This is a genomic window from Streptomyces sp. PA03-5A (assembly GCF_033792725.1).
GTDB lineage: Bacteria > Actinomycetota > Actinomycetes > Streptomycetales > Streptomycetaceae > Actinacidiphila.
In genome coordinates, this window is record NZ_JARAVL010000008.1 from 173,706 (window position 1) to 199,829 (window position 26,124).

The 26,124-nt window shown below is 68.9% G+C and carries 32 protein-coding genes and 1 pseudogene; 28 read left to right on the forward strand and 5 right to left on the reverse strand.

What is annotated here, in order from left to right:
* Positions 1 to 426: 426 nt before the first annotated feature.
* Positions 427 to 1,530 carry a PP2C family protein-serine/threonine phosphatase gene (locus PV410_RS12270; protein WP_500324113.1) on the reverse strand — a complete coding sequence of 368 codons (1,104 nt, stop codon included), beginning with the start codon at positions 1,528 to 1,530 and terminating at the stop codon, positions 427 to 429.
* Between the two features lie 560 nt (positions 1,531 to 2,090).
* Here PV410_RS12270 and PV410_RS12275 point away from each other — a divergent pair.
* The 6 genes and pseudogenes from PV410_RS12275 to mdlC all read left to right on the forward strand — a co-directional run bounded on the left by PV410_RS12275 (position 2,091) and on the right by mdlC (position 8,976).
* The gene (locus tag PV410_RS12275; protein ID WP_500324114.1) at positions 2,091 to 4,058 is read left to right on the forward strand and encodes a SpoIIE family protein phosphatase; all 1,968 of its coding nucleotides are present in this window, start codon (positions 2,091 to 2,093) and stop codon (positions 4,056 to 4,058) included.
* 637 nt (positions 4,059 to 4,695) lie between these two features.
* Positions 4,696 to 5,973: an acyl-CoA dehydrogenase family protein gene (locus tag PV410_RS12280; RefSeq protein WP_500324115.1), complete on the forward strand. Its 1,278-nt coding sequence runs from the start codon at positions 4,696 to 4,698 to the stop codon at positions 5,971 to 5,973.
* A gap of 36 nt (positions 5,974 to 6,009) precedes the next feature.
* A complete protein-coding gene (locus tag PV410_RS12285; protein ID WP_500324116.1) occupies positions 6,010 to 6,300 on the forward strand; it encodes a CoA transferase in 291 nt (96 codons plus the stop codon).
* A pseudogene (locus tag PV410_RS12290) lies at positions 6,297 to 6,533 on the forward strand (CoA transferase); the annotation flags it as partial. The gene PV410_RS12285 and the pseudogene PV410_RS12290, both read left to right, overlap by 4 nt.
* The gene (locus tag PV410_RS12295) at positions 6,523 to 7,281 is read left to right on the forward strand and encodes a CoA transferase (protein WP_500324117.1); all 759 of its coding nucleotides are present in this window, start codon (positions 6,523 to 6,525) and stop codon (positions 7,279 to 7,281) included. The pseudogene PV410_RS12290 and the gene PV410_RS12295, both read left to right, overlap by 11 nt.
* Before the next feature lie 111 nt (positions 7,282 to 7,392).
* Complete coding sequence (gene mdlC / locus PV410_RS12300; RefSeq protein ID WP_500324118.1) at positions 7,393 to 8,976, forward strand: benzoylformate decarboxylase; 1,584 nt, start codon at positions 7,393 to 7,395, stop codon at positions 8,974 to 8,976.
* A 53-nt stretch (positions 8,977 to 9,029) separates the two neighbouring features.
* Here mdlC and PV410_RS12305 read toward each other — a convergent pair whose 3' ends face one another.
* Entirely contained in the window at positions 9,030 to 10,292 is a 1,263-nt protein-coding gene (locus PV410_RS12305) for a PucR family transcriptional regulator (protein ID WP_500324119.1), read from the reverse strand.
* Between the two features lie 271 nt (positions 10,293 to 10,563).
* Here PV410_RS12305 and PV410_RS12310 point away from each other — a divergent pair, with 271 nt between their 5' ends.
* Both PV410_RS12310 and PV410_RS12315 read left to right on the forward strand, forming a co-directional pair.
* Positions 10,564 to 13,017 (forward strand): SpoIIE family protein phosphatase, encoded by a 2,454-nt coding sequence (locus PV410_RS12310; protein ID WP_500324120.1) that lies wholly within the window; start codon positions 10,564 to 10,566, stop codon positions 13,015 to 13,017.
* A gap of 165 nt (positions 13,018 to 13,182) precedes the next feature.
* Positions 13,183 to 13,422, forward strand: a complete 240-nt coding sequence (locus PV410_RS12315; protein ID WP_500324121.1) for an AMP-binding protein — start codon at positions 13,183 to 13,185, stop codon at positions 13,420 to 13,422.
* Between the two features lie 885 nt (positions 13,423 to 14,307).
* On the opposite strand, the gene PV410_RS12320 is transcribed toward PV410_RS12315, so the two are convergent.
* Together PV410_RS12320 and PV410_RS12325 are read right to left on the reverse strand one after the other, a co-directional pair.
* Positions 14,308 to 14,916 (reverse strand): hypothetical protein, encoded by a 609-nt coding sequence (locus PV410_RS12320; RefSeq protein ID WP_500324122.1) that lies wholly within the window; start codon positions 14,914 to 14,916, stop codon positions 14,308 to 14,310.
* Positions 14,917 to 14,920: 4 nt separating this feature from the next.
* A complete protein-coding gene (locus tag PV410_RS12325; RefSeq protein WP_500324123.1) occupies positions 14,921 to 15,376 on the reverse strand; it encodes a helix-turn-helix domain-containing protein in 456 nt (151 codons plus the stop codon).
* Between the two features lie 252 nt (positions 15,377 to 15,628).
* On the opposite strand from PV410_RS12325, the gene PV410_RS12330 reads away from it, so the two are divergent.
* The 20 genes from PV410_RS12330 (at position 15,629) to PV410_RS12425 (ending at position 25,247) form a co-directional block, all read left to right on the forward strand.
* Positions 15,629 to 15,847 carry a helix-turn-helix domain-containing protein gene (locus tag PV410_RS12330; protein WP_500324124.1) on the forward strand — a complete coding sequence of 73 codons (219 nt, stop codon included), beginning with the start codon at positions 15,629 to 15,631 and terminating at the stop codon, positions 15,845 to 15,847.
* The gene (locus PV410_RS12335; protein ID WP_500324125.1) at positions 15,844 to 16,131 is read left to right on the forward strand and encodes a hypothetical protein; all 288 of its coding nucleotides are present in this window, start codon (positions 15,844 to 15,846) and stop codon (positions 16,129 to 16,131) included. Before PV410_RS12330 ends, PV410_RS12335 begins: the two co-directional genes overlap by 4 nt.
* 170 nt (positions 16,132 to 16,301) lie before the next feature.
* Complete coding sequence (locus tag PV410_RS12340) at positions 16,302 to 16,532, forward strand: hypothetical protein (protein ID WP_500324126.1); 231 nt, start codon at positions 16,302 to 16,304, stop codon at positions 16,530 to 16,532.
* Positions 16,529 to 17,284: a hypothetical protein gene (locus PV410_RS12345; RefSeq protein ID WP_500324127.1), complete on the forward strand. Its 756-nt coding sequence runs from the start codon at positions 16,529 to 16,531 to the stop codon at positions 17,282 to 17,284. Before PV410_RS12340 ends, PV410_RS12345 begins: the two co-directional genes overlap by 4 nt.
* Complete coding sequence (locus PV410_RS12350; RefSeq protein WP_500324128.1) at positions 17,281 to 17,610, forward strand: hypothetical protein; 330 nt, start codon at positions 17,281 to 17,283, stop codon at positions 17,608 to 17,610. The genes PV410_RS12345 and PV410_RS12350 overlap by 4 nt, the downstream gene beginning before the upstream one ends.
* Positions 17,607 to 18,071: a hypothetical protein gene (locus tag PV410_RS12355; RefSeq protein WP_500324129.1), complete on the forward strand. Its 465-nt coding sequence runs from the start codon at positions 17,607 to 17,609 to the stop codon at positions 18,069 to 18,071. Before PV410_RS12350 ends, PV410_RS12355 begins: the two co-directional genes overlap by 4 nt.
* Positions 18,068 to 19,102 (forward strand): YqaJ viral recombinase family nuclease, encoded by a 1,035-nt coding sequence (locus PV410_RS12360; RefSeq protein ID WP_500324130.1) that lies wholly within the window; start codon positions 18,068 to 18,070, stop codon positions 19,100 to 19,102. Before PV410_RS12355 ends, PV410_RS12360 begins: the two co-directional genes overlap by 4 nt.
* A gap of 3 nt (positions 19,103 to 19,105) precedes the next feature.
* The gene (locus PV410_RS12365) at positions 19,106 to 20,077 is read left to right on the forward strand and encodes a recombinase RecT (RefSeq protein ID WP_500324131.1); all 972 of its coding nucleotides are present in this window, start codon (positions 19,106 to 19,108) and stop codon (positions 20,075 to 20,077) included.
* Entirely contained in the window at positions 20,077 to 20,811 is a 735-nt protein-coding gene (locus tag PV410_RS12370) for an exonuclease domain-containing protein (RefSeq protein WP_500324132.1), read from the forward strand. The genes PV410_RS12365 and PV410_RS12370 overlap by 1 nt, the downstream gene beginning before the upstream one ends.
* Positions 20,808 to 21,062, forward strand: a complete 255-nt coding sequence (locus PV410_RS12375; RefSeq protein ID WP_500324133.1) for a hypothetical protein — start codon at positions 20,808 to 20,810, stop codon at positions 21,060 to 21,062. The genes PV410_RS12370 and PV410_RS12375 overlap by 4 nt, the downstream gene beginning before the upstream one ends.
* On the forward strand, positions 21,059 to 21,751 hold the full coding sequence (locus tag PV410_RS12380) for a hypothetical protein (RefSeq protein ID WP_500324134.1): 693 nt from the start codon (positions 21,059 to 21,061) through the stop codon (positions 21,749 to 21,751). The genes PV410_RS12375 and PV410_RS12380 overlap by 4 nt, the downstream gene beginning before the upstream one ends.
* Positions 21,748 to 22,659, forward strand: a complete 912-nt coding sequence (locus PV410_RS12385) for a RusA family crossover junction endodeoxyribonuclease (RefSeq protein ID WP_500324135.1) — start codon at positions 21,748 to 21,750, stop codon at positions 22,657 to 22,659. Before PV410_RS12380 ends, PV410_RS12385 begins: the two co-directional genes overlap by 4 nt.
* The gene (locus PV410_RS12390) at positions 22,656 to 23,150 is read left to right on the forward strand and encodes a hypothetical protein (RefSeq protein WP_500324136.1); all 495 of its coding nucleotides are present in this window, start codon (positions 22,656 to 22,658) and stop codon (positions 23,148 to 23,150) included. Before PV410_RS12385 ends, PV410_RS12390 begins: the two co-directional genes overlap by 4 nt.
* On the forward strand, positions 23,117 to 23,377 hold the full coding sequence (locus tag PV410_RS12395; RefSeq protein ID WP_500324137.1) for a helix-turn-helix domain-containing protein: 261 nt from the start codon (positions 23,117 to 23,119) through the stop codon (positions 23,375 to 23,377). Before PV410_RS12390 ends, PV410_RS12395 begins: the two co-directional genes overlap by 34 nt.
* Positions 23,364 to 23,672 (forward strand): hypothetical protein, encoded by a 309-nt coding sequence (locus PV410_RS12400; protein WP_500324138.1) that lies wholly within the window; start codon positions 23,364 to 23,366, stop codon positions 23,670 to 23,672. Before PV410_RS12395 ends, PV410_RS12400 begins: the two co-directional genes overlap by 14 nt.
* Positions 23,672 to 23,953 carry a WhiB family transcriptional regulator gene (locus tag PV410_RS12405; RefSeq protein WP_500324139.1) on the forward strand — a complete coding sequence of 94 codons (282 nt, stop codon included), beginning with the start codon at positions 23,672 to 23,674 and terminating at the stop codon, positions 23,951 to 23,953. Before PV410_RS12400 ends, PV410_RS12405 begins: the two co-directional genes overlap by 1 nt.
* A 19-nt stretch (positions 23,954 to 23,972) precedes the next feature.
* Positions 23,973 to 24,239, forward strand: coding sequence for a hypothetical protein (locus PV410_RS12410; protein ID WP_500324140.1), 267 nt, complete (start codon positions 23,973 to 23,975; stop codon positions 24,237 to 24,239).
* Positions 24,199 to 24,441 (forward strand): helix-turn-helix domain-containing protein, encoded by a 243-nt coding sequence (locus PV410_RS12415; RefSeq protein ID WP_500324141.1) that lies wholly within the window; start codon positions 24,199 to 24,201, stop codon positions 24,439 to 24,441. Before PV410_RS12410 ends, PV410_RS12415 begins: the two co-directional genes overlap by 41 nt.
* Positions 24,438 to 24,722 carry a hypothetical protein gene (locus tag PV410_RS12420; RefSeq protein WP_500324142.1) on the forward strand — a complete coding sequence of 95 codons (285 nt, stop codon included), beginning with the start codon at positions 24,438 to 24,440 and terminating at the stop codon, positions 24,720 to 24,722. Before PV410_RS12415 ends, PV410_RS12420 begins: the two co-directional genes overlap by 4 nt.
* Before the next feature lie 75 nt (positions 24,723 to 24,797).
* Positions 24,798 to 25,247 (forward strand): hypothetical protein, encoded by a 450-nt coding sequence (locus PV410_RS12425; RefSeq protein ID WP_500324143.1) that lies wholly within the window; start codon positions 24,798 to 24,800, stop codon positions 25,245 to 25,247.
* Positions 25,248 to 25,249: 2 nt separating this feature from the next.
* Here PV410_RS12425 and PV410_RS12430 read toward each other — a convergent pair whose 3' ends face one another.
* Positions 25,250 to 25,561, reverse strand: coding sequence for a hypothetical protein (locus PV410_RS12430; RefSeq protein WP_500324144.1), 312 nt, complete (start codon positions 25,559 to 25,561; stop codon positions 25,250 to 25,252).
* Positions 25,562 to 26,124: the final 563 nt, after the last annotated feature.

Consider the following 26,124-nt stretch of genomic DNA (forward strand, 5'->3'; position numbering starts at 1 on the left):
GGGCGGTGGTCAGGCCCACCGCCCCGCCGGTCTCCTGGCAGACTGCCGCGACCGCTTGCCGTGTCTCGGACCGCGCCACGAACCACTCCGGTACGACCGCCCGTGGCGGCAGCGGCGGATCATTCGCTTGGCGAGCCTCTTGTTTCCAGGTCCGGGCTGCGAAGGTGACCACGGCGAGCGCGAGCAGCGTTCCGACGGCGGTCCACGGGTGGCGGTGCAGTACGTCCAGGACTCCGGGCCATCGGTCCTCGCTCGTTGCTGCGTTGGCCGCGACGCCCACCGCGGCGGCCAGCACCAGGTCCATGGCGGAGGCCGCCGTCATGGCGAGCGATGGGGGAGCTGGCAAGTCGCCGTGATTCCGCGTTGTCCAACGTGGTGTGCCCTCCGTACGGGCACGCGGTGGGCACAGGGGTGCGGCGGTGCGGGTCAGGGGTGTGGAGTGACGCGATGGGCGACGAGGGCGGCGAGGTCGTCGTCGCGGGTGCCGTGACCGTAGGTGAGCAGGTCCTGGTGGAGGTGGTCGAGGAGTTGGCGGGGCGGGGCGAGGGCCCATCGGGGAACGCGCTGGGCGAGGGGGTAGAAGGTCCCGGTCCGGTCGCGGGTCTCGCTGACGCCGTCGGTGTAGAGCAGCAGGCGGTCGCCGGGGGTGAAGGGGATGGTGTCGACCTGGTAGTGGTCGCCGACGAGGTCCGCCATGTTGATGGGGGGTGACGGCGCGCTGGGTTCCACCTCGCGTACTTCGCCGCCGTGCAACAGTAGTGGCGGAGGGTGGCCGCAGTTGAGCACGCGCGCGATCGGTTCCCCGGCGGGGATCTCCACGAGCGCGATGGTGGCGAAGCGCTCCAGCGCGTCGTCGGGGACCTCTCGGGAGTAATGGCTCATGACGGTCTCCATGTGTCCTGCCAGGGATGGCAGGTCGGGCGCGCTCATCCTCAGTACCCGGAACGTGCTGAGGATGACCGAGGCGACCTCGACGGCTGGAAGTCCCTTGCCGCGGACGTCGCCGATGATCAACCGCACCCCGTGCGGGGTCTGCATCGCCTCGTAGAAGTCGCCGCCGATGCAGGCCTGTGCGGCGGCGGCCCGGTAGAGGACCTCGACGTCGATGTCTTTGAGGCGCTGCGGGAGTGGGCGCAGCAGCACCCGCTGCGCGGTCTCCGCCACGGTGCGGACCTCGGCGAGGGTGCGCTCCCGGTTCTGCCGTACCCGGCTAGCGTAGGTGGCGGCCAGGGTGACGACCATGATCGCGAGCAGGGTGAAATTGCCCGGCGCCCGGCCCAGAGTGTGATCGGCGGCGGAGATGGCGAACCCGGCCATCAGGGCGAGCAGCCCGATGCCCAGCGTGCCGGCCACGGAGAACATCGCGGCGGCCAGCGCCGGCGCCGCCCCGATCAACCGGTAGAACTGCAGGTGGGGCGTGAAGAGTGCCACCACCGAGTCCAGCACGATCACCAGCAGCGGAATCAGGAGCGCAGGCGAGAACGGCCGGCCCTCTTCCCGTACCCGCCGGGAGAGGCCCTTTCTTCTCATGTTCGACCACGGGCCATGGTTGCGCCGCGCGACGGCGTTACCGCCTTTCGGGACTGCGTCGTTCCGTGCTGGAAGTAGTGGCCCGCGTCTGTCGGTTGTGCCCGTCGGCTCGCTGGGTGCACTCGGTCGCGCCACTCGCGACGCCCGACAGAAGCGACGGCGCCAGCTGCGCCCTGCGCTCTGCCCGACCACGGGCACAGTCGACACCACGCGGGACAGTACGTTGACAAGGATCTCATTAAGGCGATTCCCGAACTGCCCGCCGAGCTTTGGATCCATCGCGCCTATCCTCCTCGCTTCACCCGGTCTGGGTCGGCCGGCACAGCGCCTTCCCCAGCGTGCGAAGGAGGCCAGGCGGCGCCCATGTCCTGACCGTACGAAACTGGGGCGATAGCTTGTTGCCAGCGCACAATCACCCATCGGAGGAGTCGTTGGCCTCTGTTGAGGCATAGTCGTCACTCTAGGTGACTGGTCAGTCATGCGCCGCACCCTCTCGGTGACGGGCAAAATGCGCAAAGATTGCTGAAGAGACTGTTTCGGTATGTGCCAGGGAGTCACGGATGGACGCCTCGGACGCACTCCTTCGAAGGGCTGACCCGGCGGCTCTACTCGGGCTGGACGGTGCCATCCTCAGCCTTAACGCCGCGATGGCCACGGCGCTCGGCAGGCTGGCAGAGCAGTCCCTGGGACGTGACTTTGGTGATCTGTGGCCCGCAAGCCAGCGCATGTCGGCCAGGAGTCTCGTGCTCCACGCCGCCAGGACGAAGACGGTCGCGATGCAGGTGATGGAGTTCCCCGGGCGAGGCGGAGCACCCGTTGTCTGCTTGATCGAGGCGCGGCAAGTGAAGGATCCCGCCGGTGACGAGCAACTGGTCTGGGTGCATGCACTGGACGCGCGAAACGACCTGGCCAGCCTGCTGATCCCGTTTCGGATGGCCACCACGGCCGCTGACCTCGGCCTGTGGATGTATTCGTCCCGTGACAACAGTATGGGATGGCTTGGTGGCGTACCCGCCCTGGCCGCGCTCTTCCCGGATCCCACTGTGTCGCTTTCCAGCGTGATCTCGGCAGTGCACGCTGACGACCGTGCGGCCTTGCGGCAGCTCCTGCGCTCAGCCCCCGCGCAGTCCCCCTGGGTGAGGTTGCGGTACCTCACTGAGCACGATGGGTGGCACCAACTGGCTGCTCAGAGCCGTCGGATTCAGTTGGGGTATGGCGGCCCGGAGCGGATCTTCGGGGTGGTCCGCGACGACACCAAGCAGGAAAAGCGCAAGAAGAAGGCGCATGCCGCACTGACTGCCGAGCGACAGCGCGCTAAGGACATCACCGACTTCTCCTCCGCCTTGATCAGCGCAGCCACGGAGCAGGAGGTGCAGCAGGTCGTCCTGACCCGGCTCGCCGCGACCTTCCGTGGTACCGGTGCCCTGCTCGCACTCGTCGACGAAGGCCGCCTGCTCGTCTCCACCGATGCCCGGGTGGCCATGTGGGAGGTCGAGGCCCTGCACGGCTTGCCGCTGGACCAACCGAGCCCGCTGCCCGAGGCGATCCGCAGCGGCCGGCCGCAGTTCATCCGCGACCGGGAGGATTACATCCACCGCTGGCCGCATGGGGCCGGATTTCCGCGGCTCGGCCGACTCGGCTTCGACTACACCACCTCCATCACCCCCCTCAGCGAGACCGGGGATCAGCCACTCGGGGCGTGGATGGTGTTCTACGGCAGCGGACACCGCCCGTCCCCGGAGGAGCACACCCTCATGGGTACCCTCGCCGACCTGGCAGGCCAGGCGCTGAGGCGCGTCAGGTTGCAGCAGGCACGAGTCGAACTGGCCACTGCGCTGCAGCAGACCATGCTCCCCAGGCTGCCTGAGAACCTCGCGGGCTTGGAGGTGGCTGCCCGCTACCGGCCCAGCCGGGACGGGCTGGATATCGGCGGAGACTGGTATGACGTCTTCATTGTGCCCGACGGCGCCATCGCACTGGAGATCGGCGACGTCCAAGGGCACGACGTGGACGCCGCCGCCCTCATGGGGCAGGTCCGCTTGTCCATGCGTGCGATCGCCGCCCAGGAACCGGATCCGGCAACCGTGCTGAGGCGTACCAACGAGCTGTTGACCACGATGGATGCGGCACGGTTCGCCAGCTGCACCATGCTGCATCTCGACCCGTGCGACGGACAGGTCACCGGCGCCAGCGCCGGCCATGTGCCGGTGCTGTGCGCGCGTAGGGACGGCAGCCACAGCATCCACGAGTTGCCGGGTGGGCCGGTCCTGGGAGTCGTGGCCGACACCGAGTACCGCGAGGAGACCTTCACCCTGGACAAGGACAGCGCGCTGATCATGGTCACCGACGGCGTGGTCGAAGGACCGGGCCTGACCTTGGAAGCCGGACTGGAGCGGGCCGGAACACTGGCCGGCGCAGCCCTCCACGACGGACTGAACGCCGAGCAGACCGCTGACCGCATCCTCGACGCCGCGCTCGCGGTAGACCATGCCGACGACGTGGCCGTACTGGTGATCCGCCGCACATGAGGTCGCCGGCGCCCTGACACCACCCCTCTCCGGTTCGCTCCCGCAGGTGCTCTGCACCCTGGCTGCAAAGGCGGCCGGACAGGTGCACCGTGCGTTGCGCCCGCGTCCTTACACACCCTCCATTCGGACCCCCAAAGCCCAAGGCCGTGAAGTTACAGGGCTGATCATCGGCGTCAAGTTGTTGATGCTGAGGGTTGCTTTGTAGGTGCGTCGGTCGACGCGCACCTCCTCAGATGAACTCCTTCGACAGCCCCAAGGCGGCTCTGGTGCTCCCACGGCTTGCCGGCGTTGTCTTCGGCGAAGCGTCCTGGCGAGGAATCCGTGGACCTCGCCGGTGGGCTGGGAGGCGTAAATCCGGCGTGGTCGCCGAAGCGTAGATCTTCTTGCGCTCGTTGTCCGGTCTTCGCTGCAAATCGCCTGGTCAAAGGTCATGTGCGGTGCCGGTCGGCCGAGCGGAGTTGCGGTGCACCCGAAGTCCTGCTGCAAGGCAGGTTCGACGGCGCTGTCGGAGGTATGGTTCGGGGCCACCAAAACCAGACCAAAGGTGGTGTTCCGGGGCTAATAGCTTCCGTGCGGCGTGCTCGTAGCGTCGAAGTCACCGACACGATCCGGTCTTCCGGAACGGAAGGAGCGGTAGATGAACGCGACAGGCCAGGACACGCTGGCGCCCGTCGACCTCACCACCGTGGGCCCCGGGAACGGGCACCCGGTTGTCCAGCCTCCCGTGCTGGGCGGATCCGAGCACACGGACTACTACCTGCTGGGCGACCTCCTGACGGACGAGCAGAAGGCGCTCCGCCAGAGGGTCCGGGACTTCATGGACCACGAGGTCACCCCGATCATCAACCCCTACTGGGAGCGGGCGGAATTCCCCTTCCCGCTGCTTCCCAAGCTCGCGGAACTCGGGATCGCGGGCTTCCAGATCTCCGGCTACGGCTGTCCGGGGATGAGCAATGTGATGGCCGGGCTGGTGATCCTCGAACTCGCCCGCGGTGATCTGAGCATCTCCACGTTCACCGGGGTGCACTCGGCGCTGGCGATGATGTCCATCGCGCTGCTGGGCTCGGAAGAGCAAAAGCAGCGCTTCCTGCCGCCGATGGCACGCCTGGAGAAGATCGGCGCCTTCGGGCTGACCGAGCCCGCGCACGGCACGGACGTGGTCAAGCTGGAGACGACCGCGCGCCGGGACGGCGACGGTTACGTCCTCAACGGTCACAAGCGGTGGATCGGCAACACGAGCTTCGCCGACTACGTGCTCATCTGGGCGCGCGGCGAGGACGGGCACGTGGGCGGCTACGTGGTCGAGAAGGACACCCCGGGGTTCGACGTCGAGGTCATCACGGGCAAGACGGCACTGCGCTGCGTGCAGAACGCGCAGATCTCCCTCACCGACGTCCGGGTGCCCGCCGAGAATCGGCTGGCGAACGTCGACACCTTCCGCGACACCGAGAAGGTGCTCCTGGCCTCGCGCTTCTGCGTCGCCTGGGAGGCGATCGGCGCCGCCGTCGCCGGCTACGAGACCGCGCTGGCCTACGCCAAGCAGCGCAAGCAGTTCGGCACACCACTGGCCGCCTTCCAGCTCGTCCAGTACCGGCTGGCGCGGATGCTGGCGGACATCACCGACATGATGTGCATGCAGTTCCGGCTCAGCCAGCTCCTGGACGAGGGCAAGTACTCGATGCCGCGTGTGGCGCTGGCCAAGATGCACTACACCGAGCGCGCCAGGGCCATCCTGGCCGACGCACGCGACATGCTCGGCGGCAACGGCATCCTCCTCGACTACCACGTGGCCCGGCACCTGTGCGACATCGAGGCCATCAACACCTACGAGGGGACCGACACGGTGCAGGCACTGATCGTGGGCCGTGACATCACCGGCTACAACGCCGTCGTGCCCACGTCCCCGGCCCGCTGACCCGGTACACGTCACGTCCGAAGAACAGGACCAGCCATGGAGAACACGCCCCTCCTCCAAGAACTGCACGTCGTCGATCTCGCCAGCTTCATCGCCGGACCGGCCGCGGCCACCGTTCTCGGAGACTTCGGCGCCGACGTGGTCAAGGTCGAACCACCGCACACCGGGGACGCCTACCGGTCGCTCGACCGGATTCCGCCCAACCCCCATGTCGAGGGCATCAACTACCCCTGGCAGCTGGACAACCGGAACAAGCGCACCCACCGCCCACGCGCGAGAGGCTGGGCCTGGAGTACGACGCTCTGGCCCCCCTCAATCCCCGGCTGATCTACGCCGACGTCACCGGCTTCGGCGAGGACGGACAGGACGCGCACCTGCCGGGCTTCGACGTGACGGCGTACTGGGCGCGCAGCGGCCTGATGGATCTCACACGCCAACACGGCGTGCCGCCGGCGATGAACGTGGTCGGGTCCGGTGACCACTCAACAGCGATCACGCTCTTCGCCGGGATCATGACCGCGCTGTACCGGCGGGACAGGACCGGCCAGGGTGCGCGGGTCACGGCGTCGCTGCTCGCCGAGGGCGCCTGGGCGGCGGGCCTGTGGCTGCAGGCCGTACTGGTCGGGGGGGACCCCCCCTCGCCCGGTCGACCGGTCCGACCCGCCGAACGCGCTCGGGAACATGTACCGGACGGCCGACGACCGCTGGCTGATACTCGTCTTCGTCATCGAGGACAAGCAGGTCCCGCCGTTCCTGAAGGCCATCGGCCATCCCGAAGCGGCGGAGGACCCGCGCTACGCCGACACCCGCAGCCGCCGCGCGCACGCGTCGGAGATCGCCGCCCTGCTGGACAAGACCTTCGCGACCCGGCCGCTGGCCGAGTGGCGCGAACTGCTGGACACGGCGGGGCTCACCTACGGGGTCGTCCAGACGCGCGGCATCGTGCCGCCCGAAGGGGGCATCGTGCGCTTGCCCGACCGCATCCCCCGCAACATCGCCCTGGAACTCCTGCTCACAGGCGATCCCCTCCCCGCCGAGCGCGCCGAACGCTTCGGCCTCGTCAACCACCTCACCGAACCGGGTGAAGCACTGAAGGGGGCTCTGGAACTCGCCGCCCGCATTGCGCGCAACGCCCCGCTGGCGGTGGCAGCGGTCAAGCCGGTCGTCGACGAACGGACCGCGTTCGGCGACCAGGAGGCCTTCCACGACCAGGACCGGATCGTCGGACCGGTCCTGTCATCGCAGGACGCGCAGGAGGGCGCCCGCGCCTTCGCCGAGAAGCGACGGCCGCGCTGGCAGGGGCGCTGACTCCCGCCCTGCCGCGCACGGCGCTCATGGCCCGCGCCCACAGGCACAGCCCCTGTTCACACCGTACGAAGCCGGTGACCCATGATGACCGAGCAATCCACTGTCCGAAGCGTGACCTACGATCTGCTGCGGACCCTCCGACTCACCACGGTCTTCGGTAACCCCGGATCCACCGAGGAGCCGTTCCTCCAGGAATTTCCCGAGGACTTCACCTACGTCCTGGCGTTGCAAGAGGCATCCGTCGTCCCGATGGCCGATGCGTTCGCACAGGTCACCCGGCGCCCGGCACTGGTCAACGTGCATTCCTCGGCCGGCCTCGGCAATGCTGTGGGGAACCTGGTGGCGGCGTTCCACGGGAACACGCCCTTGATCGTCACCTCGGGGCAGCAGCATCGGGAACTGATGATCGGGGACCCGTATCTGGGCAATCGCGATGCCACCACTCTGCCGAAACCCTGGGTGAAGTGGTCATACGAACCCGCGCGCGCCGAGGATGTACCCGAGGCTTTCATGCGGGCCTACGCGATGGCGCTGCAGCCTCCGGCGGGTCCGGTCTACCTCTCGATTCCCATGGACGACTGGAAGCAGCCGCTGTCCGGCTTCGCCCGCGTGCGGACGGTGAGCGACCGGGTGGCCCCCGACACCCAGCGACTGCGCGGCTTCGCCGACCGGATGTCCGCCAGCCGACGCCCCGCGCTGGTCTTCGGGCCGGAGGTGGACCGCGGCGGCGGATGGGATGCGGCCGTCGCTTTGGCGGAGAAGCTGCGTGCGGCCGTCTACGGGGCGCCGCTGCTCGATCGCGCCTCCTTCCCGGAGGACCATCCCCTCTTCGCCGGTCCGCTCGGGATGTCGGTCAAGGCCATCAGCGGCCGGTTGGACGGGCACGACCTGGTGGTCGTGATCGGGGCGGAGGTCTTCCGCTACTACCCTTACGTCCCCGGCGACCACCTCCCGGTGGGCACGGAACTGCTGCAGATCACTGCCGACCCCTCGGCCGCCGGGGCGGCACGGGTGGGCGACAGTCTCCTGGGCGACCCCGCAACGGCGATCGAGCTGCTGCAGGACATGGTCGCGGACGGATCCGCACGGTCCACGCCGGAACCGATGCCGCGGCCCCGGTACCTTCCGCAGGTGCCGAACAGTCCCCTCACCCCGCCGGAGGTGTATGCCGCCCTCAGCCGAGTCAGGCCTCCGGACGCGGTCATCGTCAACGAAACCACCTCCACCATGGCCCAGCAGGTCGAGTGGCTTCCCACAGTCAGGACCGGATCGTTCTTTGCCACGGCCAGCGGGGGCATCGGCTGGGGCGTCCCGGCAGCGGTGGGGATCGCGCTGGGCGACCGGGACAGGGGTGTCGACCGGCCGGTCGTCGGCCTGATCGGCGACGGCTCGTTCCAGTACTCCGTACAGGCCATCTGGACGGCGGCCCAGCACAGGCTGCCCATCGTCTACGTGGTCATGCGCAACCAGGAGTACTCGATCCTGAAGTCGTTCGCGGTACTGGAGGGGACGCCCGGCGTTCCGGGACTCGACCTGCCGGGGCTCGGCATCACCTCCGTGGCCCGAGGGTTCGGTTGCCGCGCGGTCGACGTGGACACCACCGAGGACCTGGAACGCGAATTCAAGGCCGCGCTGTCCGCCGCCACCACCACCGTCATCGTGGTCCCCACGCGACCCCAGAAGGCGATGCTGTGACCCCCCGTCCTGAAATCCGCCGTGTCGCACCTCACGGGCACCGATCCGGCGTGTCATGCGGGGATGGTGCGAAGAAGCGTCGAGCCGAGGTACTGGACCGCGAGCAACGCGACCTCCAGATCGGTATGCCCTTGCTGGACAGAGTGTCCCAGCGTCTCCTCAGCTTTCCGGATGCGGTACTGGACGGTATTCTTGTGCAGAATTTGGGCGCTGGCGGTCGCGGTGTAACTGCAACCGTTGTTCAGGAAGATCTGCACGGTCTCCCGCAGCCGTGCGCAGCTCTCGTTGTCGGTGGCCAACGGACCCAGGACGCTCTGCACCCAGGTGCGCAAGTCCTGGATGTTCCCGGCCATCAGGGCGATCGGAGCGACTTGGGAGTACTCGGTGAACCGCGGTGCCGGGTCGGCCATGGCCGCCAGCTCCTGAGTGCGCAGTGCCTGCCGGTGCGTACAGCGAAATCCATCGATTCCGAATCCCATGCCACCAAAACCCAAGTGCACGGAATGATCACCGAGCTCGGCGATATTCGACAGCCGATCCCAGGGAACGTCGACACGCGAGCCGAACGGCAGCCAGACCCACGAAAGAATCTCGTCGCGGGGGACGAAAAGCGGCCTGGCAGGGCATTGGAATTCCTTGGCGATCACATGGGCCATCCGGTCGAGCCGGGACAGTCCATTTCCCTCGCCGGTCAGCGGAGGCAGCCAAGCCACCATTCCGAGGTGATGCTGCCGGAGTCGGTAACCAAGTGCCGATTCCGCCCAGTCGAGGTCGACATCCTGCTCGGCCAGGATGTCCCGCACCCGCGCGGCGCGCACGGCGGTCTGGCTGAGCAGCCAGTGCTCCCGTTCGAACTGGTACACGTCGATGACGTGCTCGGTCACCCGGTCGATGTAGCCGAAACTCACCTGCAGCATGTGCCGATTGGTGGCGGCCCACAGATCCCTTTCGGCGCCCTGCCGGTCAAGTTCATCGAGGCACCACTGCATGAACCGCCAATGGCCGATCCTGTAGGCCCGAACCAGCGCGCTGACGGAGACATTCCGCTGCGCGAGTCTCCTGGCGTACTCCGAGGCGGCCACGGGCCCCTCGACGTTGTCCAGCGGAATGTCGTTCTCGAAAATGTGCAGCAAGGTGGCGACGTTTTCCGTGACGCTCGCCTGGAGAATTTTGACGACGGTCTCGTCGCCCCTGAGATCCGGGATCTCGGCAATCAGATTCTGCCTTATGTCGTGGCTTACCGCCGACAGGTGTGACCCTACGTTCTCCGCGACAACGGACAGTTGCTTTGCGGTGCCGGGATATTCCGCAACCATGGTTCGATTCTACAGCGGCCTCATGATCTTCTTGCTCTTCTGCCGGTGATGGACAGCGATGCCCCCGGCCGCACACCGACGCAGTCCGCCCGCGTGGATTGGTTCAACGGCACCAAATTTCGCGCGAAGGTCGTATTACGCGCCCAGTGGCTGCCGTGCCTCCCACCCCTAGCGTCGTCCTTTGGCGGGATCGCCCCGAATCCGTTCTGCGGCGGTCGGCGCACGCCAGCCCATGCTTCGAGACCAGAACCATCCGAGGAGATGGTCCTCAGTGACCGACACCTACCGAGGCAGCCTCAGCACGCAGCAGTACACCACGCTCGAGACGACCGATTCCGCAATCGCGATGGTCGACTCCGAGGGGCGGGTCGTCGCGTGGACGAGCGCCGCACAACGGCTCGTCGGCTACTCGGCCCGGGAGGTGGTGGGCCAACCCGTCTGGTTCGTGATGCCCCTGTCCCGGAGCATGTGGCAGGTACAGGCGTTCGTCGAGGAGTGCCGCGTGCGGGGCGGCTGGTCCGGCACGACGGCGGTTCGACATCGCGACGGCCGCACGCTCCAGGTGGGGGTGCGGATTTCGCTGCTGTGGGGACTGGACGGGAATGTCCATTGGCTCGTCTCCGGCACCGACATCGCCGCGCTGTCGTCATCGGCGACCACCGGATCGGTGCGCGAGTCGCTTCTCATGCGCACGCCGATCGGCGTTGTGGTCCGCGATCTGGAACTGCGCTGCACTTGGGTCAACGAGGTCATGGAACGCCTGGACGGCGTCCCGCATGGCCGGCGATTGGGATGTCGCCTTACGGATGCGCGACCTGGCTTCGAATCCGAAGCGCTCGAGGCGGTGATGCGGCAGGCGCTTAACAGCGGCATTCGCGCGGCGTACGAGTACCGGGCGTCGCCCGTGGACGACCAATGCAGGGAGCGTGCCCTGGCGGCGTCGTTCTTCTGCCTCCACGACAGCCAAGGTCGACCGCTGGGGGTGTGCTCCTTGACCGTGGACGTCACCAGCAGCCGACGGGCGCACGAGCGTCTCGCCATCCTCAGCGAGGCCGGCACCCGGATAGGCAGCACCCTGGACGTGATGGAGACTGGTCAGGAACTGGCCGACCTCGCCGTGCCCCTCCTGGCCGACTACGCAGTCGTCGACCTCGCGGAGTGCGTCCGGCTCGGCGAGGAGCCGACGGTCCCGGTCCGTTCGGCGGGGGAGTGCCGCCAGACGTTCCGCCGTGCGGGCCTGGCCTCGATCCACTCGGGCACCCCGGAGTCGCCGTGGGCGCGTGGGGACTTGATCCTCGTGCCGCCGACCTCGCCCTGGATCAAGGTGCTGTCCTCGGGTAGTTCCCACCTCGAACCGGTCCTGGACACGTCTCCGGGTACCTGGGTGGACCTCGACCCCGCGCGGGCGCGGGCGATCCGTGAGCACGGGATGCACTCCATGATGCTCGTGCCCATCCTGGCGCGTCATGCCGTGCTGGGGGTGGCCTTGTTCATCCGCAGCGAGGATCCCGAGCCGTTCCAGGAGGACGACTTGCTCCTTGCGGAGGAGTTGGTCACCCGGGCCGCGCTGTCGTTGGACAACGCCCGCCAGTACACGCGCGAGCACGCCACCGCTCTCGCACTGCAGCGCAGCCTGCTGCCCCAGCGCTCGAGGAGCGGCACAGCGATCGAGGCGGCCTCGCGCTACCTGCCGGCCGATGCGGGCAACGGTGTCGGGGGCGACTGGTTCGACGTGATCCCCCTCTCCGGCGCTCGGGTGGCGCTGGTCATCGGAGACGTCGTCGGGCACGGTATCAACGCCGCGGCGACCATGGGGAGGCTCCGGACGGCCGTACGCACTCTCGCGGACATGGACCTGGCTCCCGACGAACTGCTGACCCATCTCGACGACACGGTCCGGCACCAGGCCGACGAGGATGCCGACGTCGACAACGGGGCCTGCGCCGCGGTCGGCGCCACGTGTCTCTACGCCGTGTACGACCCGGTGCTCCGGCGGTGCACGATGGCACGGGCCGGGCACCCTCCGCCCGCGGTCGTCGATCCGCAAGGCCGGGTGACGTTTCCCGACCTGCCCTCAGGGGCTCCACTCGGCATTGGATCGGTCCCCTTCGAATCGGTGGATGTGGACCTCCCCGACGGGTCCCTGCTTACCCTGTACACCGACGGCTTGGTCGAAGCCCGCGAGAGTGACATCGACACCGGGATGCGGCAGTTGGGCGCGACCCTCGCGGCCCAGCCCCAGCGGTCTCTGGAAGCGCTCTGCTCCGCGGTGATCGAGGCGCTGCCGACTCGGTCACCCTCTGACGACATCACGCTGCTGGTGGCGCGGACCCATTCGCTCACCCCCGTCCAGACCGTCTCATGGAATCTGCCCCGCGACCCCGCCGTTGTCTGCCGCGCCCGCGCACTGGTGACCCGGCAACTGACCCAGTGGGGCTTGGAAAACCTGGCCATTGACACGCAGTTGATTACCAGTGAACTCGTCACCAACGCGATCCGCCACGGCGCCGGACCCGTTTCCCTGCGTCTGATCAAACATCGGCTGCTGACTTGCGAAGTCTCGGATGCCGGCAAGTCCTTCCCGCGCCTGCGCCACACCTGCAGCAGCGACGAAGGCGGCCGCGGCATTCTCCTGGTCTCCCAGCTCTCGCACCGGTGGGGCAGCCGCTGGACAACCGGCGGCAAGGTCGTCTGGGCGGAACAGGATCTACCCGAACACGGCTGAGCGTTGATACCTGGGGCCGAGCCGAGTCCCCTGGCGAGGCTGACCACTTTCGCGACCCCGTCCCGGAATGGCGGACATGGCCGTCACGGGCGCTGGCATGACCCCTTCGGATCCTGCTAGGGGCTATGTGACTGAGGGACTGGCGCGCAGGAAAGAGGAGCTGACATGAACCTCGCAGCCCACGTGATGCGCGGCGCCCGGACCCATCCGGATCGCTCCGCACTGCGTTTGGAAGACGACACGGTTTCCTACCGCACGCTCGACCAGCGCAGCGCCCGCGTGTCCGGGCTGCTCCGCGACCGCGGCGTGAAACGCGGCGACCGAGTCGCAATCAGGCTATCCAACACCCCAGAGTTCGCGCCTACTTCGCCGTACTGCGGGCCGGCGGCATCATCGTTCCGATGAACCCCTGCTCAAGCCTCGGGAGGTCGCCTACCACCTTGGCGACTCAGAGGATCGGGTGGTGTTCGCTTGGCACGCCTGCGCCGACGAGGCGCGTGCCGGTGCTCGGCAGGCCAGGGCCGGTACGGTCGTCGTGGGCTGGTAGAATTTGGCGACCTGCTGAGCTCCATCCCAGCCCTCGAGGACGTGTCCGACCGGCACGAGGACGACACCGCAGTGGGGCCGCTGTCGCGGTCGTCGGTTTCCCCAACCCCGATCTGGGTGAGGAGGTAGCCAATCGTTCTCAAGCCGGGCGCCCACGCCACGGCCACGAGTCTGCGTGCTTACGTCACAGTCAGGTGGCCGCCTACCCGCGAAAGGTGTGGATCACGAACGCGCTGCCGGAGGGACCGACCGGCAAGGTCCTGAGGCGGAAGATCGTCCCGCCAACCGGGCCGGACAGACGATGATGCGGCAGGGAGCGGCGCCCTCTTCGTCCACAGCGCCACCATCTCCGATCTCGCCTTGACCCGGTGTTCTGCGCGTTCGCGATCGCCACCATCTGTGATCTCTGATGACGGATCCTAGGCTGGCTTTGGCGCATCGGAGGTGGCGGGAGTGCGATTGGCATTGTGCTGGGCATGCAGCACCACCAGCGTGGCGAGCCCAGCCGCCGCCGCTCCGGCGAGCATGGCGGCGCGATCGCCGAATGCCGTGTCGGTGGCCAGCGTCCCCTTTTCCCCCTGCTGTGCGGCGGCAGGGAGAGGGGTTGTGGCGCATGGCCTCTTTCGAACTGCGAACCTGATATCCGGCTCGTATCTCCCACTATCACTCGCCAGGCAGCCTGCCGCACCTGTGACCGATACAGGCAACGTGAAGGGCCCCGGCCATCGGCCGGGGCCTTTGTCGTTAGACGCGGTCGCGTGTGCCGTCTGCAGGAGAGCGTTCGCCTCTGCGGCGGGACGGTGTACCGACCACGGGGGAGCGGGCGTGGACCAGCCGCGGCACGCCGGGGCGGGCCTCCGGGGGAGCGGTCCGGTTGAAGCGGTCGGCGCGCTCTTGCATGGCCTCTTGCACCAGGTCGTTGTACTCGCCGGCCAGGGTCTCGTAGTCGCGTTGCAGTTGTTCGCGCTGGGCTCGCTCCCTGGCGAGGGTGCCGAGGGTGTCGCCGATGTACTTGGCGAGGATGGCGACGCTTCCGGATCGGGCCGAGTGTGACTGCGTCAGCTTCGCTTCCCGCTCGGCGAGTTGCGTGAGGCGTTCCCCGTGCTCCTTGTCCAGGCGGATGCGGCGCTCGGCGAGTTCGCTGTACGCCTCGCGGGTCTGCTCGTCGCGGCGGCGGAGCCACCGCTGCATGGACCTGGTGGCAACGGCCGTGACGAAGGCGACGGGCAGCAGGACCACGCTGATGTCGTGGGCCGTGGGGGCGTCGTCGGCCACGGCGAGGCCGATCGCGGTTCCGCCCGTCAGTCCGCCGACGGCGGCTGTGACGGTGGATTGTGGGAAGCGTCGCTGCATCCCGTCACCCCCTTGCTCTCGCACCCCCTTGGTTGCCCAACTCGGATTGCAGGCGTCGCGCGTGCTCGATGTTGGCGATCAGCATGCTGCGGATGCTGGGGTCGTGAATGCCCCACGCGTCAGCGGCAGTTTCGGGGGTTAGCGGTTGAATCGGTTCGGATTGTGAGCGTACATCCTGATTTGGGTATGTCGGGCTTGTTGTGGCCGAGACGACCCCCGCAGTGATCAAAAGAGTCCACACGTCGGTGTGGAGGGCGCGAGCGAGTGCTTCGAACTGGTTGGGGTGCGGCAGGGTGATGCCGTCGACCATGCGACTCACCGCGGATTGGCTCATGCCGGTTGCGGCTGCGAGCTGCTTCCGTCCGCCGGCCCCGCTGGTGAGGTCGTAGCCGGCCCTGTCGGCGAGGTCGACGATCAGTGCCCGGAAGCGCTCCACCGTCGGCTCGGATGTGTCGTCCATACTCCGCATGTCTCCAAGCTAGCGCGCATGCATGCATCAGGGGAAGGCGTGCATGCACGCATTAGCCCAGGTGATCAAGGCGTGTCGTAATTTGCCCAGGTAGTGCCAGAGGTGCGCTGGGCGCATTCACCCGAAAAATCACACTCCAATCAGCCCGTGTCTTACTTGCGTGCATGCGTGCACGCGTCCTAACGTGTATGCATGCAAGCAATTCCATGCATGCATGCACGACAGGTGTGACAAGGAGTGAACGTGCCCGAGCTTGTTCTCCGCACGGCCTTCCTCCGCGAGAAGGCAGGGGAGGTCGGTGACAACTGCGACGCCCATATCGCCAAGCGCATCGGTGTGCGCCAGTCGACGGTCACGCGCCTGCTCACGGGCCAGACCTTCCCGAGCGTCCACACGCTGTGGGCGCTCGGGGCGGCCTACGAGGTCCCCGTCAGCGACCTGATCGCAGAGCTCCCCGCATGACCGGCCACCCGTGCGGCTGCGAGGTCGTCCGGAACTACGACTACGACGAAGCCGCCGAGAAACTCCGGTGCAAGAAGCGGTTCTTGCAGGACAACATCAGCCGCCCCCTGCACCAGAAGATCGGCGAATCGGTTTCGTTCTGCGACTGCGAACTCCGCCGGATCCAGGCGCAGTTCCGCGCCATGCCGGTGCTCGCGGCGGTCGAGCCGCAGACCACCACCCCGCCCAAGGCGCTCGCTGCCATCCGTCCCTCGGGGCCGGGAAGGAAGCGCGCCGCCTCATGAGCGCGGGGCCGTCGGACCTCGCACGTCCGGACAGCCCCGCCGACCACGAGCCCTCAACCACGAGAAGAAGAGGAACCCGTGAAACCCAATGCTAGCCCGCAGCGCAAGGCGATGACTCTTCTCGCCGGCCTCGCCTCGCCCGACCACAACCCGGCTGGAGGCGAGCACTGATGGACGTCGTCGAGACCATCAAGGCCTGCATCCTCGCCACCATGGGCTTCCTTGCCCTGGCGCTCCCCGCCGCGATCGTCCTCCAGCGGTTCCTGACCGACCGGACGCAGGCCCCGCCGCACGACGCCGTCACGTGCAAGGACTGCGCGGGGCTGCGGCACCCGTCCAACTTCGCCGCCCGCGCCGCGCTCGCCGCGATGCCCCGCCCCCGGATCGGAGGCCAGGCATGAGCCGGAGCCGCGACCTGTACCGCGCCAACCACGTGACCACTGCCGCGACCGCCCGCGGTGAGCGCGGCGTCTGGGTGCCGGTGTTCACCTACCGGGCGACGCCGACCGCGCAGCAGATCGCACGGCTCGCCAGGAGCGGCGGACTCGCGTACGGCCCGGCCGGGGAGTTCGAGGCGTACGCCGCGCTCGTCCCCACCGGCGCGGCCGTGTGGGTCCGCTACGTCGGCGGCGACGGCCCGGTCCCGCCGCCGATGCCGGAGCGGATGACGGTCCGTGTTCCCGACTACGGGCCCGGCCCTGACTACCAGGGCGTGCGGATCGTGGAGGTGTCGATCCTGCCGACCTGCTCCGTCTGCGGCGGTCCGCGCGGCTTCGACCGCATCGTGCCGGACTGCTTCCAGCGAGACGACGTCTGGCACGTCCGCGATCAGTGGGCCAACCCGTGCACGCACAAGGACATGTACGAGGACGTGCTGTCCGAGGCTCGGAGCCTGAGGCGCAGGGCCAACCCGGTCGTGCCGGTCGTCGAGACCAACGGCGGCCGGTTCGCCGAGGCCGTGGAATTCCTCGTCAAGGGCGCGACGGCGAAGCGCTTCGTTCACGCCAAGCAGGGCGCGCAGGCGCTCGACGAGGCAGGGCACACCGAGGCCGCCGGAATCGTCTGGGAACAGCTCCAGGCCTGCCGGGGACTGATGTCGGCCAACCAGGCCGCCCACCACCTCCACACCCTCGGCAGGGGTGACGGCCGATGACCGCCACGAGCGCCAAGACTGCCAAGACCGCGCGGCAGGTTCACCCGCTGGTCACCGCGATCGAGGACGTCGCCCGGAAGCGTCGTGCCGAGTCCGAGAACCCGACCCGGTTCAAGCGGATGACCCGCTACTACGCCGACGCCATCGTGCGCGGCGAGGAACAGCGGCCGCCGTCCCTCGACAGCGACGACGCGATCAGCATTGCCGCCCACATTGAGGCCCTGGCCGGCATGCGCCGCATTCAGGCCGCCCGCCACCCCGTCTCTCACCGCTGCGAGAGCTGCCGCGGTGCCCTTTACATCATGACCAGGAGGGTCCCCCTGTGAGTCGCAGCATCTACGACCTTCCCGACGGGAAGGCACGCTTCCTCGCATTGCTCGCAGACCGCACCGAGCGTCGCGACGGCTGCTTGGTGGGGACGGGCGCCAGGAGCGGGGGCTACGGCCGATTCCGAATGGACGGCGTCGTCCTGACCGCGCACAGGTCCTCGCTTGAGGTGCGCCTTGGTCGACGCCTCGCGGACGGGATGTTCGCGCTGCACTCCTGCGACAACCCGCCGTGTGCCGATCCGGAGCACCTGCGGGAGGGTTCGGTAGGCGAAAACTCGCAGGACTGCGTGGAGCGCGGCAGCCACCACTGGGCCAATAAGACGCATTGTCCGAGAGGCCATGCGTACGACGCGGCGAACACGTACATCCAGACCGACGGTGGCCGCGCCTGTCGTATCTGCCGTAACGAGCGGGTTGCCGCCTTCAAGGCGGCTCGTCGTCAGGCAGGTGCGCGATGACGAGCGCGATCGCCGCTGATGCCCCAACCGCCCGTCTCCTTCTCCCCGCCGACGCGTCCGAGGCTGAGTGGCACGCCGTGCGCCGCGCCGGGATCGGCGGCTCGGACGTCGCCGCGATCCTCGGCCTGGCCGGGAAGTACTCCAGCCCTCGGCAGGTCTTCGAGGCCAAGCACGGCCGCTCGACCTTCGACGGCAACACCGAGTACGCCGAAGTGGGCGTGGAGATCGAGTCGTTCATCGCCTACCTGTTCTCCAAGCGGTCTGGCCTGACGATCGCCGAGCCGCCGGGCACGCTCGTCCACAACGAGCACGCATGGATGCGAGCCAACGTCGACAGGTACGTCCTCGATGAGGCCGGTGCAGTCATCGCGCCCTTGGAGTGCAAAAACCGATCCGAGTACCAGATCGACGACTGGGAAGAGGGCGTGCCTGACGGCCCGGCTCTCCAGGCCCACTGGTACCTCGCGGTCGGTGGCTGGGACCACGCGTACGTGGCTGCGCTCGTCGGCGGGAACAAACTTCGCTACCACCGCATCGAGCGCGACGAGGAGATGATCGGCTACCTCGTCGACTACTGCGGCACGTGGTTCCAGAAGCACGTGGTGGAGGGCTTCCCGCCCCCGCCTGACGGCCTGGAGGCCACGACGAACCTCCTGGCCAAGCTGTGGTCGGTCAAGGCCGACGAGGTGGCCACCGTCGACCTCGCGAAGGCGAAGGAGCTGCTGGCCCGCCGGGCGGACCTCAAGGCGCAGGAGAAGGCGCTCGATGACGCCTTGCGCACGGTCGAGAACGAGATGCGCCTCCTGACCGGCAAGGCCGCGATCGCCAAGGCCGATGGCAAGCAGGCGTGGTCGTGGAAGGCCAACGGCACGTTCGCGTCGAAGAAGTTCCGCGAGGCCCACCCCGATCTGGCCGCCGAGTACACGACCGATGCGCCAGTGCTGGACACCGAGCGGCTCGCTGCCGACCACCCCGAGATCTATGCCGAGTTTCGAGCCCGCGTTCTGCGGCCGTCCACGAAGGGCCTGTGAGCCATGACGACCTCTCTCAAGGACCGGGTCCGCTCCGCGACCACGGCCAACCCCCAGCGCACCACCGCGCGGAGCCTCGTGCCGGAGGGCATCATCCCCGCGCAGCAGGCCGACGAGCCCGAGGCCGCCCAGGTGGCGATGGACTTCCTCCGCCGGTACGAGCAGCACTTCGCCGAGGCCCTGCCCGCGCACGTCGACCGCGACAACTTCTTCGCGGCCGTGCGGGCGGTCCTGCCGTCCCTGGCCCGCTGCACGCCGGCGAGCGTGCTGCAGGCGCTCCTAGCCTGCGCCCGGTTCGGACTCGTCCCCGACGGGCGCCGTGCGGCGATCGTCGCCGACGAGGGCCTGGCCGTGTTCGTGCCCATGTATCAGGGCTACATCGAGCTGATGCACCTGTCCGGGCAGGTGCAGTCGGTGCGGGTCGGCCTGATCTACGAGGGCGACGAATGGCACTTCGCGCCGTCGGCGACTCCGCCGGACGACTTCAAGCACCTGCCGCGCGTGGAGCTGCCCAAGGAGAAGCGTGGCGAGCCGATCCTCGCGTACGCGTTCTGCTGGATGACGGGCGGCGCCCGCTCGCAGGTGATCGTCCTTAGTCGGGAGGACGCCGAGCAGATCCGCGACGAGCACAGCCGCGCGTACCAGCGGGCCGAGGAGTCCGGTAAGCGGGACTCGTTCTGGCACATCAAGTTCCCCGACATGTGGGTGAAGTCGGCGATCCGCCGCCTGCCGAAATATGTGCCTATGTCGCCCGAGCTGGCGGCACTGGCCGCTGCGGACGACGCCGGGGACTCCGGCACCCCGCAGATCCTCCACGCCCCGCCGGCGCCCGGCGAGGCCGCGTGGATCGCGGCCCGACAGGACGCCGACGCGGAGGCGCCGCAGTTGCCCCTGCGCCGGGTGCGCGAGTCCCGCCCGGTCCTGGTGAAGCGGAACACGCTCCGCCGCCGCGCCATCCGAAAGGGGCGCCGCTGATGTCCTGGCACGAAGGGGTCCTTGTCGGCGTCGACTTCGAGACGACCGGCACGGACCCGGAGACGGACCGCATCGTGACTGCCTCGGTCGTCTACTGGCAGAACGGGCGGACGCTCGACTCCCGGTCGTGGCTCTCGGACGCCGGTGGCGTCGAGATCCCGGCCGGAGCCACGGCAGTGCACGGCGTTTCAACCCGGGTGGCCCGCTCTGCGGGCCGCCCGGCCGCCGAGGTCGTGGCCGAAGTGAAGGTCGCGCTTGCGGAGGCCGTGGAACGCGGTCTGCCCATCGTGGCGATGAACGCCTCCTTCGACCTGACGATGCTGGAGGCGGAGGCCGTCCGGTACGGGCAGCGGGGCCTGTTCTCGGTGTCCGTGCCGTACGTCCTGGACCCGCGGGTGCTGGACAAGCACACCGATCCGTGGCGGCCCGGCCGCCGGACCCTGACCGACCTGTGCGGGCACTACCGGGTGCCCCTGGTCGACGCGCACTCCGCGCACGCCGACGCAGAGGCCGCGTGCGCGGTGGTGTGGGAGATCGCCGCCCGGCACGGCTGGCTGACCGACCTGAGCCTGGAGTCCCTGCACGAGGACCAGGCCCGCTGGGCGAAGGACCAAGCCGTCGACCTGCGGGCTTACTTCGCCCGCACTCCCGGCCGGGAGCACCTGGCGGCGGGGGTCCGTGAGGACTGGCCGATCGTCCCGGCGTGGCCGGTGGGGATGGGTGAGCGCGTATGAGCCCCCTCGCGGCGCTCCGCGCCCGGGCTGGCCGCCTGCGGGCGGCGATGGCCGATGCCACAACGACGTTCCTCGAGGACCTGGGTGCCCTCGACGACGACTGCGACCCCGAGATGGGCGTGGTCGACGACGCCGACAGCAACGACTTTGACCAGTGCCAGCGCGAAGGACGCCGGACCCCTCACGCGATGCGTGGCGACGGGTCCCGCCGGTGCTGGAGCTGCGGACACGAGACAGCGGGTGACCAATGAGTGTTGAGACCTTCGGCCCGGAGTACGTGCAACCTGCACGGCAGGTCTGCCCCGACTGCCCCTGCTGCACCGCCGCCCTGTGCGCGCGGGGCCGGACGACGGTGTCGGCCTGTGCCGGGTCGACGCCAGCCGAGCACCGGCCGACCGTCGATGGCTGCCCGTGCTCGGCGGAGTCGACGACGGGCACCGCGGCCTGGCACGCGGCGAAGATCGCCCTGACCCGGCTGGCCATGGGGAAGGGCCTGTCCGAGGAGGCGGAGGAGCTGCTGCGCGGCCTCGCCGACGGTGAGGTGCTGGACGGCCCGCTCGGGCCGCTGCAGGAAGTCACGAAGCGGTGGCTCGTCAGGTTCGTGGACCTGAGGCTGCAGGTCACCGACCTCGGGCACGTGTACCTGTCGGGCCGCCGGCTGGGGGAGTGGAAGCGGGGCCCGGTCGTCGTCATGGACGTCGACGAGCGGGCGCGCACCGCGCAGGTCGTGGTGACCGCGTGGAAGACGGACGAGCCCGTGACCGTCCCCGTTGACCAGCTGGTGGGCGCGAGCGGCCTCCAGCCGGGCGACCTGCTCGGCAAGTTCCTGGACGCGGCCGCGAACTGTGCGGTGGAGGACGCCGACCACATCGTGCTCCTGGAGATCCGCGTGGCTCCGGCGCTCGCGTCGTGGGCCGGTCCGGCCGGTGGTGCCGAGTGAACGCCGACGACCTGGTGCTGTTCGAAGATGCCCCCGCCCCTGCGGCGGGGGCCGCCCCCTCATCAGAAGAACCGACAGAGTTTCCGCGCCGTTGCTACGGCGGATCCTCGCTCCTTCCCGAGGGCGGCCGCGAACTGGACAACGAGCGTGCTCTACGCCTCATGGCTGCCCTCTCGCCAGGTACGGCTGATGCGAAGATCTTCGTCATCCCCGGCGAGCCGGCCAGTAAGAGCCGCCCGCGGTTCGGCCGTGGTGGAAAGACCTACAAGACAGACGCGGACACCGACGCCGAAAAGCGCACCGGGTGGCACTTCCGCCGCCTGTTCAAGGGAGAAGGCCCCTGGACAGGGAACGTTGCCCTGGGCTGTGTGTTCTTTCGGCCCAACCGGCAGCGCATCGATGTCGACAACATGCTCAAGCACATTTGCGACTCGGCAAACGGCATCGCATGGGTCGACGACTCGCAGGTAACCGCCGCCTACGGCATCGCGGAGTGCGACGCCGATAACCCGCGCACCATCGTCGTGGTCGCTCGCCACCACTCCACGCTGGCGCGGGGAACAGACAACGACCGCCTATGTGCTCACTGCGGGAAGCCTTTCAACACTGACCGGCCAGCCGCCCAGAAGCACTGCTCGAAACTCTGCTCCAACGAGGCAGCGGGCCGAGACCTGTCCGAGCCGGTCGACTGCAAGGGGTGCGCCGAGCCGTTCCGGCGGAAGACAGCGACACAGGTGTTCTGCTCGTTCGTGTGCAGCCGCGCGTACTGGAAGGCGCGGCCCCGGAACCGGCGCAACAACCGGAGTAAGTGCTCCCAGTGTGACGCGCAGCTCAGCCACAACCGCGGCGGCCGGTGCCGCGCCTGCTGGAAGGCCAACCCCAACCCAGGGCAGGGGGCTGGCCGGTGACCGGCGCGGGCGGCATCACGATCGAGGAAATCGCGGAAGCCCTGGATTCGGTGCTGGTGGTGCGGCGGGCGACGGACGAGGAGATCGCCGCGGCCCTGACCGGGCCGGACGTGTCGTGTGCGTCGGTGGCCCGCCTGCTGCGCTGTCGAAAGGACCGGGTGTCGCGCATCCGCTGGGAGATCGGCCTGGCGCCCTACCCGCGCGGGCGGCGAAGGACGGCCGACTCCTGGCAGGAGGCGTACGGGGCGCGGACCGTCGCGGTTGACGGCGACCACGTGCACTGGACCGGGTCGCTCAGCGCGCGCGGGACACCCGTGGTCGGCCTGGGCAGGCGGTACCGCACCGCGTACCGGATCGGCTTCGAGATCCACCACGGGCGGGAGCCTGACGGGCCGGTGCTGCACCTGTCGACGTGCGACTACCCGGGCTGTGTGGCCGGCGCCCACCTCTCCGACACGTGGCTGCGGGCCCTGACGGCGGCGAGGCGCTGATGGCGATGGAGGGCGACACCTGGAACCGCGACGTCGACTACGTGGCCGTGCAGCGGGTCGTGAGCGGCGACTGGCCGCTGCCAGAGCTGCAGGAGAAGGAGCAGCGGGTGGCCGCACGCCTGATGTTCCAGGCCGAGGTCAGCGACAAGGAGGTTGCCCGACGGCTCGGCATCAGCGAGCGGACCGTCGCACGGTGGCGGGAGGCGGCGGCCGATGTCGTGGGTTGACGTGGTCTTCGCGTACGGGGCCGCAGTCGACTCCGTGGCCCGCACGGTCCTCGTGTGGGGGCCGCCCGTGGGCCTTGCCGTGGCCGGCGCCATGTGGTGGCGGCTGCGCCCGACGGGCCGCCGCCGCGATGTCCGGACACCCGAGACTCCTGTCCCCGGACACGGGGACAGGACGGAGGACACCGCCCCCGAGGTGCCCGAGGGCGGTGCTCTGACCTGCGCGGACACGTCTCCGGACATGTCCGTGGACGCCGGCCCGGACATGTCCGGGCTCACGGGAGGAGATCACCGCTGATGCCTCGTCCAAGCCGCTACGCACCCGACACCACCGACCGTCCGCCGCATTGGAGCGACGACGCCGAATGCCAGAACCACGAGGCCCCCGACATGTGGTTCGCGGAACGCGAGAGCGACCCGCTCGCGGTCCTGGAGGCCAAGCGGCTGTGCGGCCGCTGCTCGTGCCGCCTGCCCTGCCTCGGCCGGGCCTTGGACACCGGCGACCCCTGGGGGATCTGGGGCGGCCTGGACCCGGACGAGAGACGTGCCCTCAGCTCCAGCAGCCGGACCGCCGCATGACGCACGGAAGGAACCACCCATGCCCCAGGGGCAGCGGCACAAGCCGCCTGTCACCGGGGTCGTCCTCAACTGGAAGTCCTGGGACCACTGGTCGGACCTCCAAAAGCCCTGCCGCTACTGCGGTGGCCTCACCAACCTGCGCGACTCCAAGAGGAAGCCCGCGCACAAGGTCTGCGCGGAGGAGGCCATCGCCCGACAGATCGCCGAGCAAGCCGAGTCGTACGAGAACGAGAGAAGACGCCAGCGTGACGTACAGCAAGAACTACCGGACGCGGATCAAGGGTGACGAGCGGTCAGAGATGGCCGGGAAGATGGCCGCGCTCTACACGGCCGGGTCGTCGATCCGAGCGATCGCCGACCACTACGGCCGGTCGTACGGCTGGACGCGGGTCGTGCTGCTGGAGATGGGCGTGCAGATGCGCACCCGCAGCGGTACCCGCGCGGCCCGCAAGAAGAGCACCGCGGCGGTCGAGGGAGGGCGCGCGTGAACGCCCGCCCGTTCTGGCCGGGCTGGGTCCTCCTCGCGGTCTTCCTCGCCTTCATCGCGGCCGGGTGCATCCACGTCGACGGAGACCCGCCCCCCGCCGACTGCACGAACCTCGGCCTCGCCGGCGCGGCCGTCGCCCCCGAGGCCACCCGCGGCTCCAGCTCGTGGAAGAAGGCCGACCCGCCCCGGCAGGCCACCCGGCCGTCAGGCCTGACGTCCTCGAGCACCCCCCGCCACCGCAGAGACCTGGACGTGGACATCACGTTCGGTCCCTGCGGCTGACCCCTAGACCGGCCCCCCGGGAACCTGCCTCCCCGGGGGGCCCTCTCCCTGCCCTCACAGCCCCGGAAAGCCCTCATGACCAACAGCGCCTCACCGCTGCCCGCAAGGTACTTCCATGGCGGCATCCCTGGCCTCAGGCCCGGCGACCTGCTCACCCCGCACGAACCGAACTTCGTCGACGGCTGCCCGATCTGCACAGCGAAGGCAGCCGGCCAGCAGCCTCACGTGCCCGGCCTCGGCATCGTCGACCCGCTCACCGAACGCCCCGACCGCGTCTACCTCACCAGCGACCGCGAGTACGCCCGCTGGTATGCGTCCTTGTTCCCCCGGGGGGACCTGTACGTTGTCGAGCCCGTCGGCGACGTCGAGCCGTCCACCGAGGACCTGTTCCCGTCATGGGCAGTCGAGGCCGCCCGCGTCCGCACCGTGTACGACCGGTACGTCCAGCTCACCCGCCAACAGCGGCGAGCGCTCAACCGCCGTTGGACCGCGCTGGATTTCGCCCGGCAGGCGGCCAGCCGATGACGTCAGGACTGGCCGGGCTCGCCGGCCTTCTTGCGGCTGGTGACGGTCGGCTCGCGGAGTCGCTCGATGTCCCGGGCGCGGGCGATGCGCCGGATCGTCTCGTAGCTGACGTCAGTGGCGTCGGCGACTTCCTTGGGCTTCATGCCGTCCTGGGTGAGGGCGCGGACCACGGCGTCGGCAAAGGCCGCGGCGGCGTTGTCGCGGATGGCCTGCGCCTCCTGGTCGGCGCGGTTCTTGGCGGCGGCAGCTTCCCTCAGGCGGGTCAACGGGTCCTCCACTGGCATGCGCTGATCGTTCCACACCGCCTTGGCCACAGCTCCTTGGACACACCCTTGTGTCCATCAGCCAACAGGCAGTTGTCCAAGTGTATGTTGGCTATGCGGTGATCGCGAGTCACGACACGGTCACCGCATGTGCCCACCCTTCGGCCCGTATGACCGAGAGAGGAGTCCAGTGAGTACAGAGGGAGCTGGCTCCCACACTTCCGATCACTGCGCGCCTCATGAGTTCGGCAACAAGCTCGCCTGGCAGTGGACTCGGGTGATGCCGCCTGCCCTCAAGGGCGGCTTCCTGACGATGCTCTACGCCCTCCGGCACGTGGCCGACAGCTCCGGCAAGCTGTGCTTCAAGGACGGCAAGGCGATCCGGATTCAGGACCTGGCGAAGGCCGCCGGGTGCAGGGAGAAGGATGCGCGCCGGTACCTGGACGCTGCTGTCCTGGCCGGCCTGGTGGTAGTCCGTGGCGAACGTCGCCGTGGAGTGCCGACGCTCTATGTCCTGAACCCCCTGCGAGGCGACGAGTGGGCGCCGGACTGGGATGCGGCTGCTCATCACCTCAAGGCCACCGCGCGGACCCGGAGCACGCCGTCCCCGGATC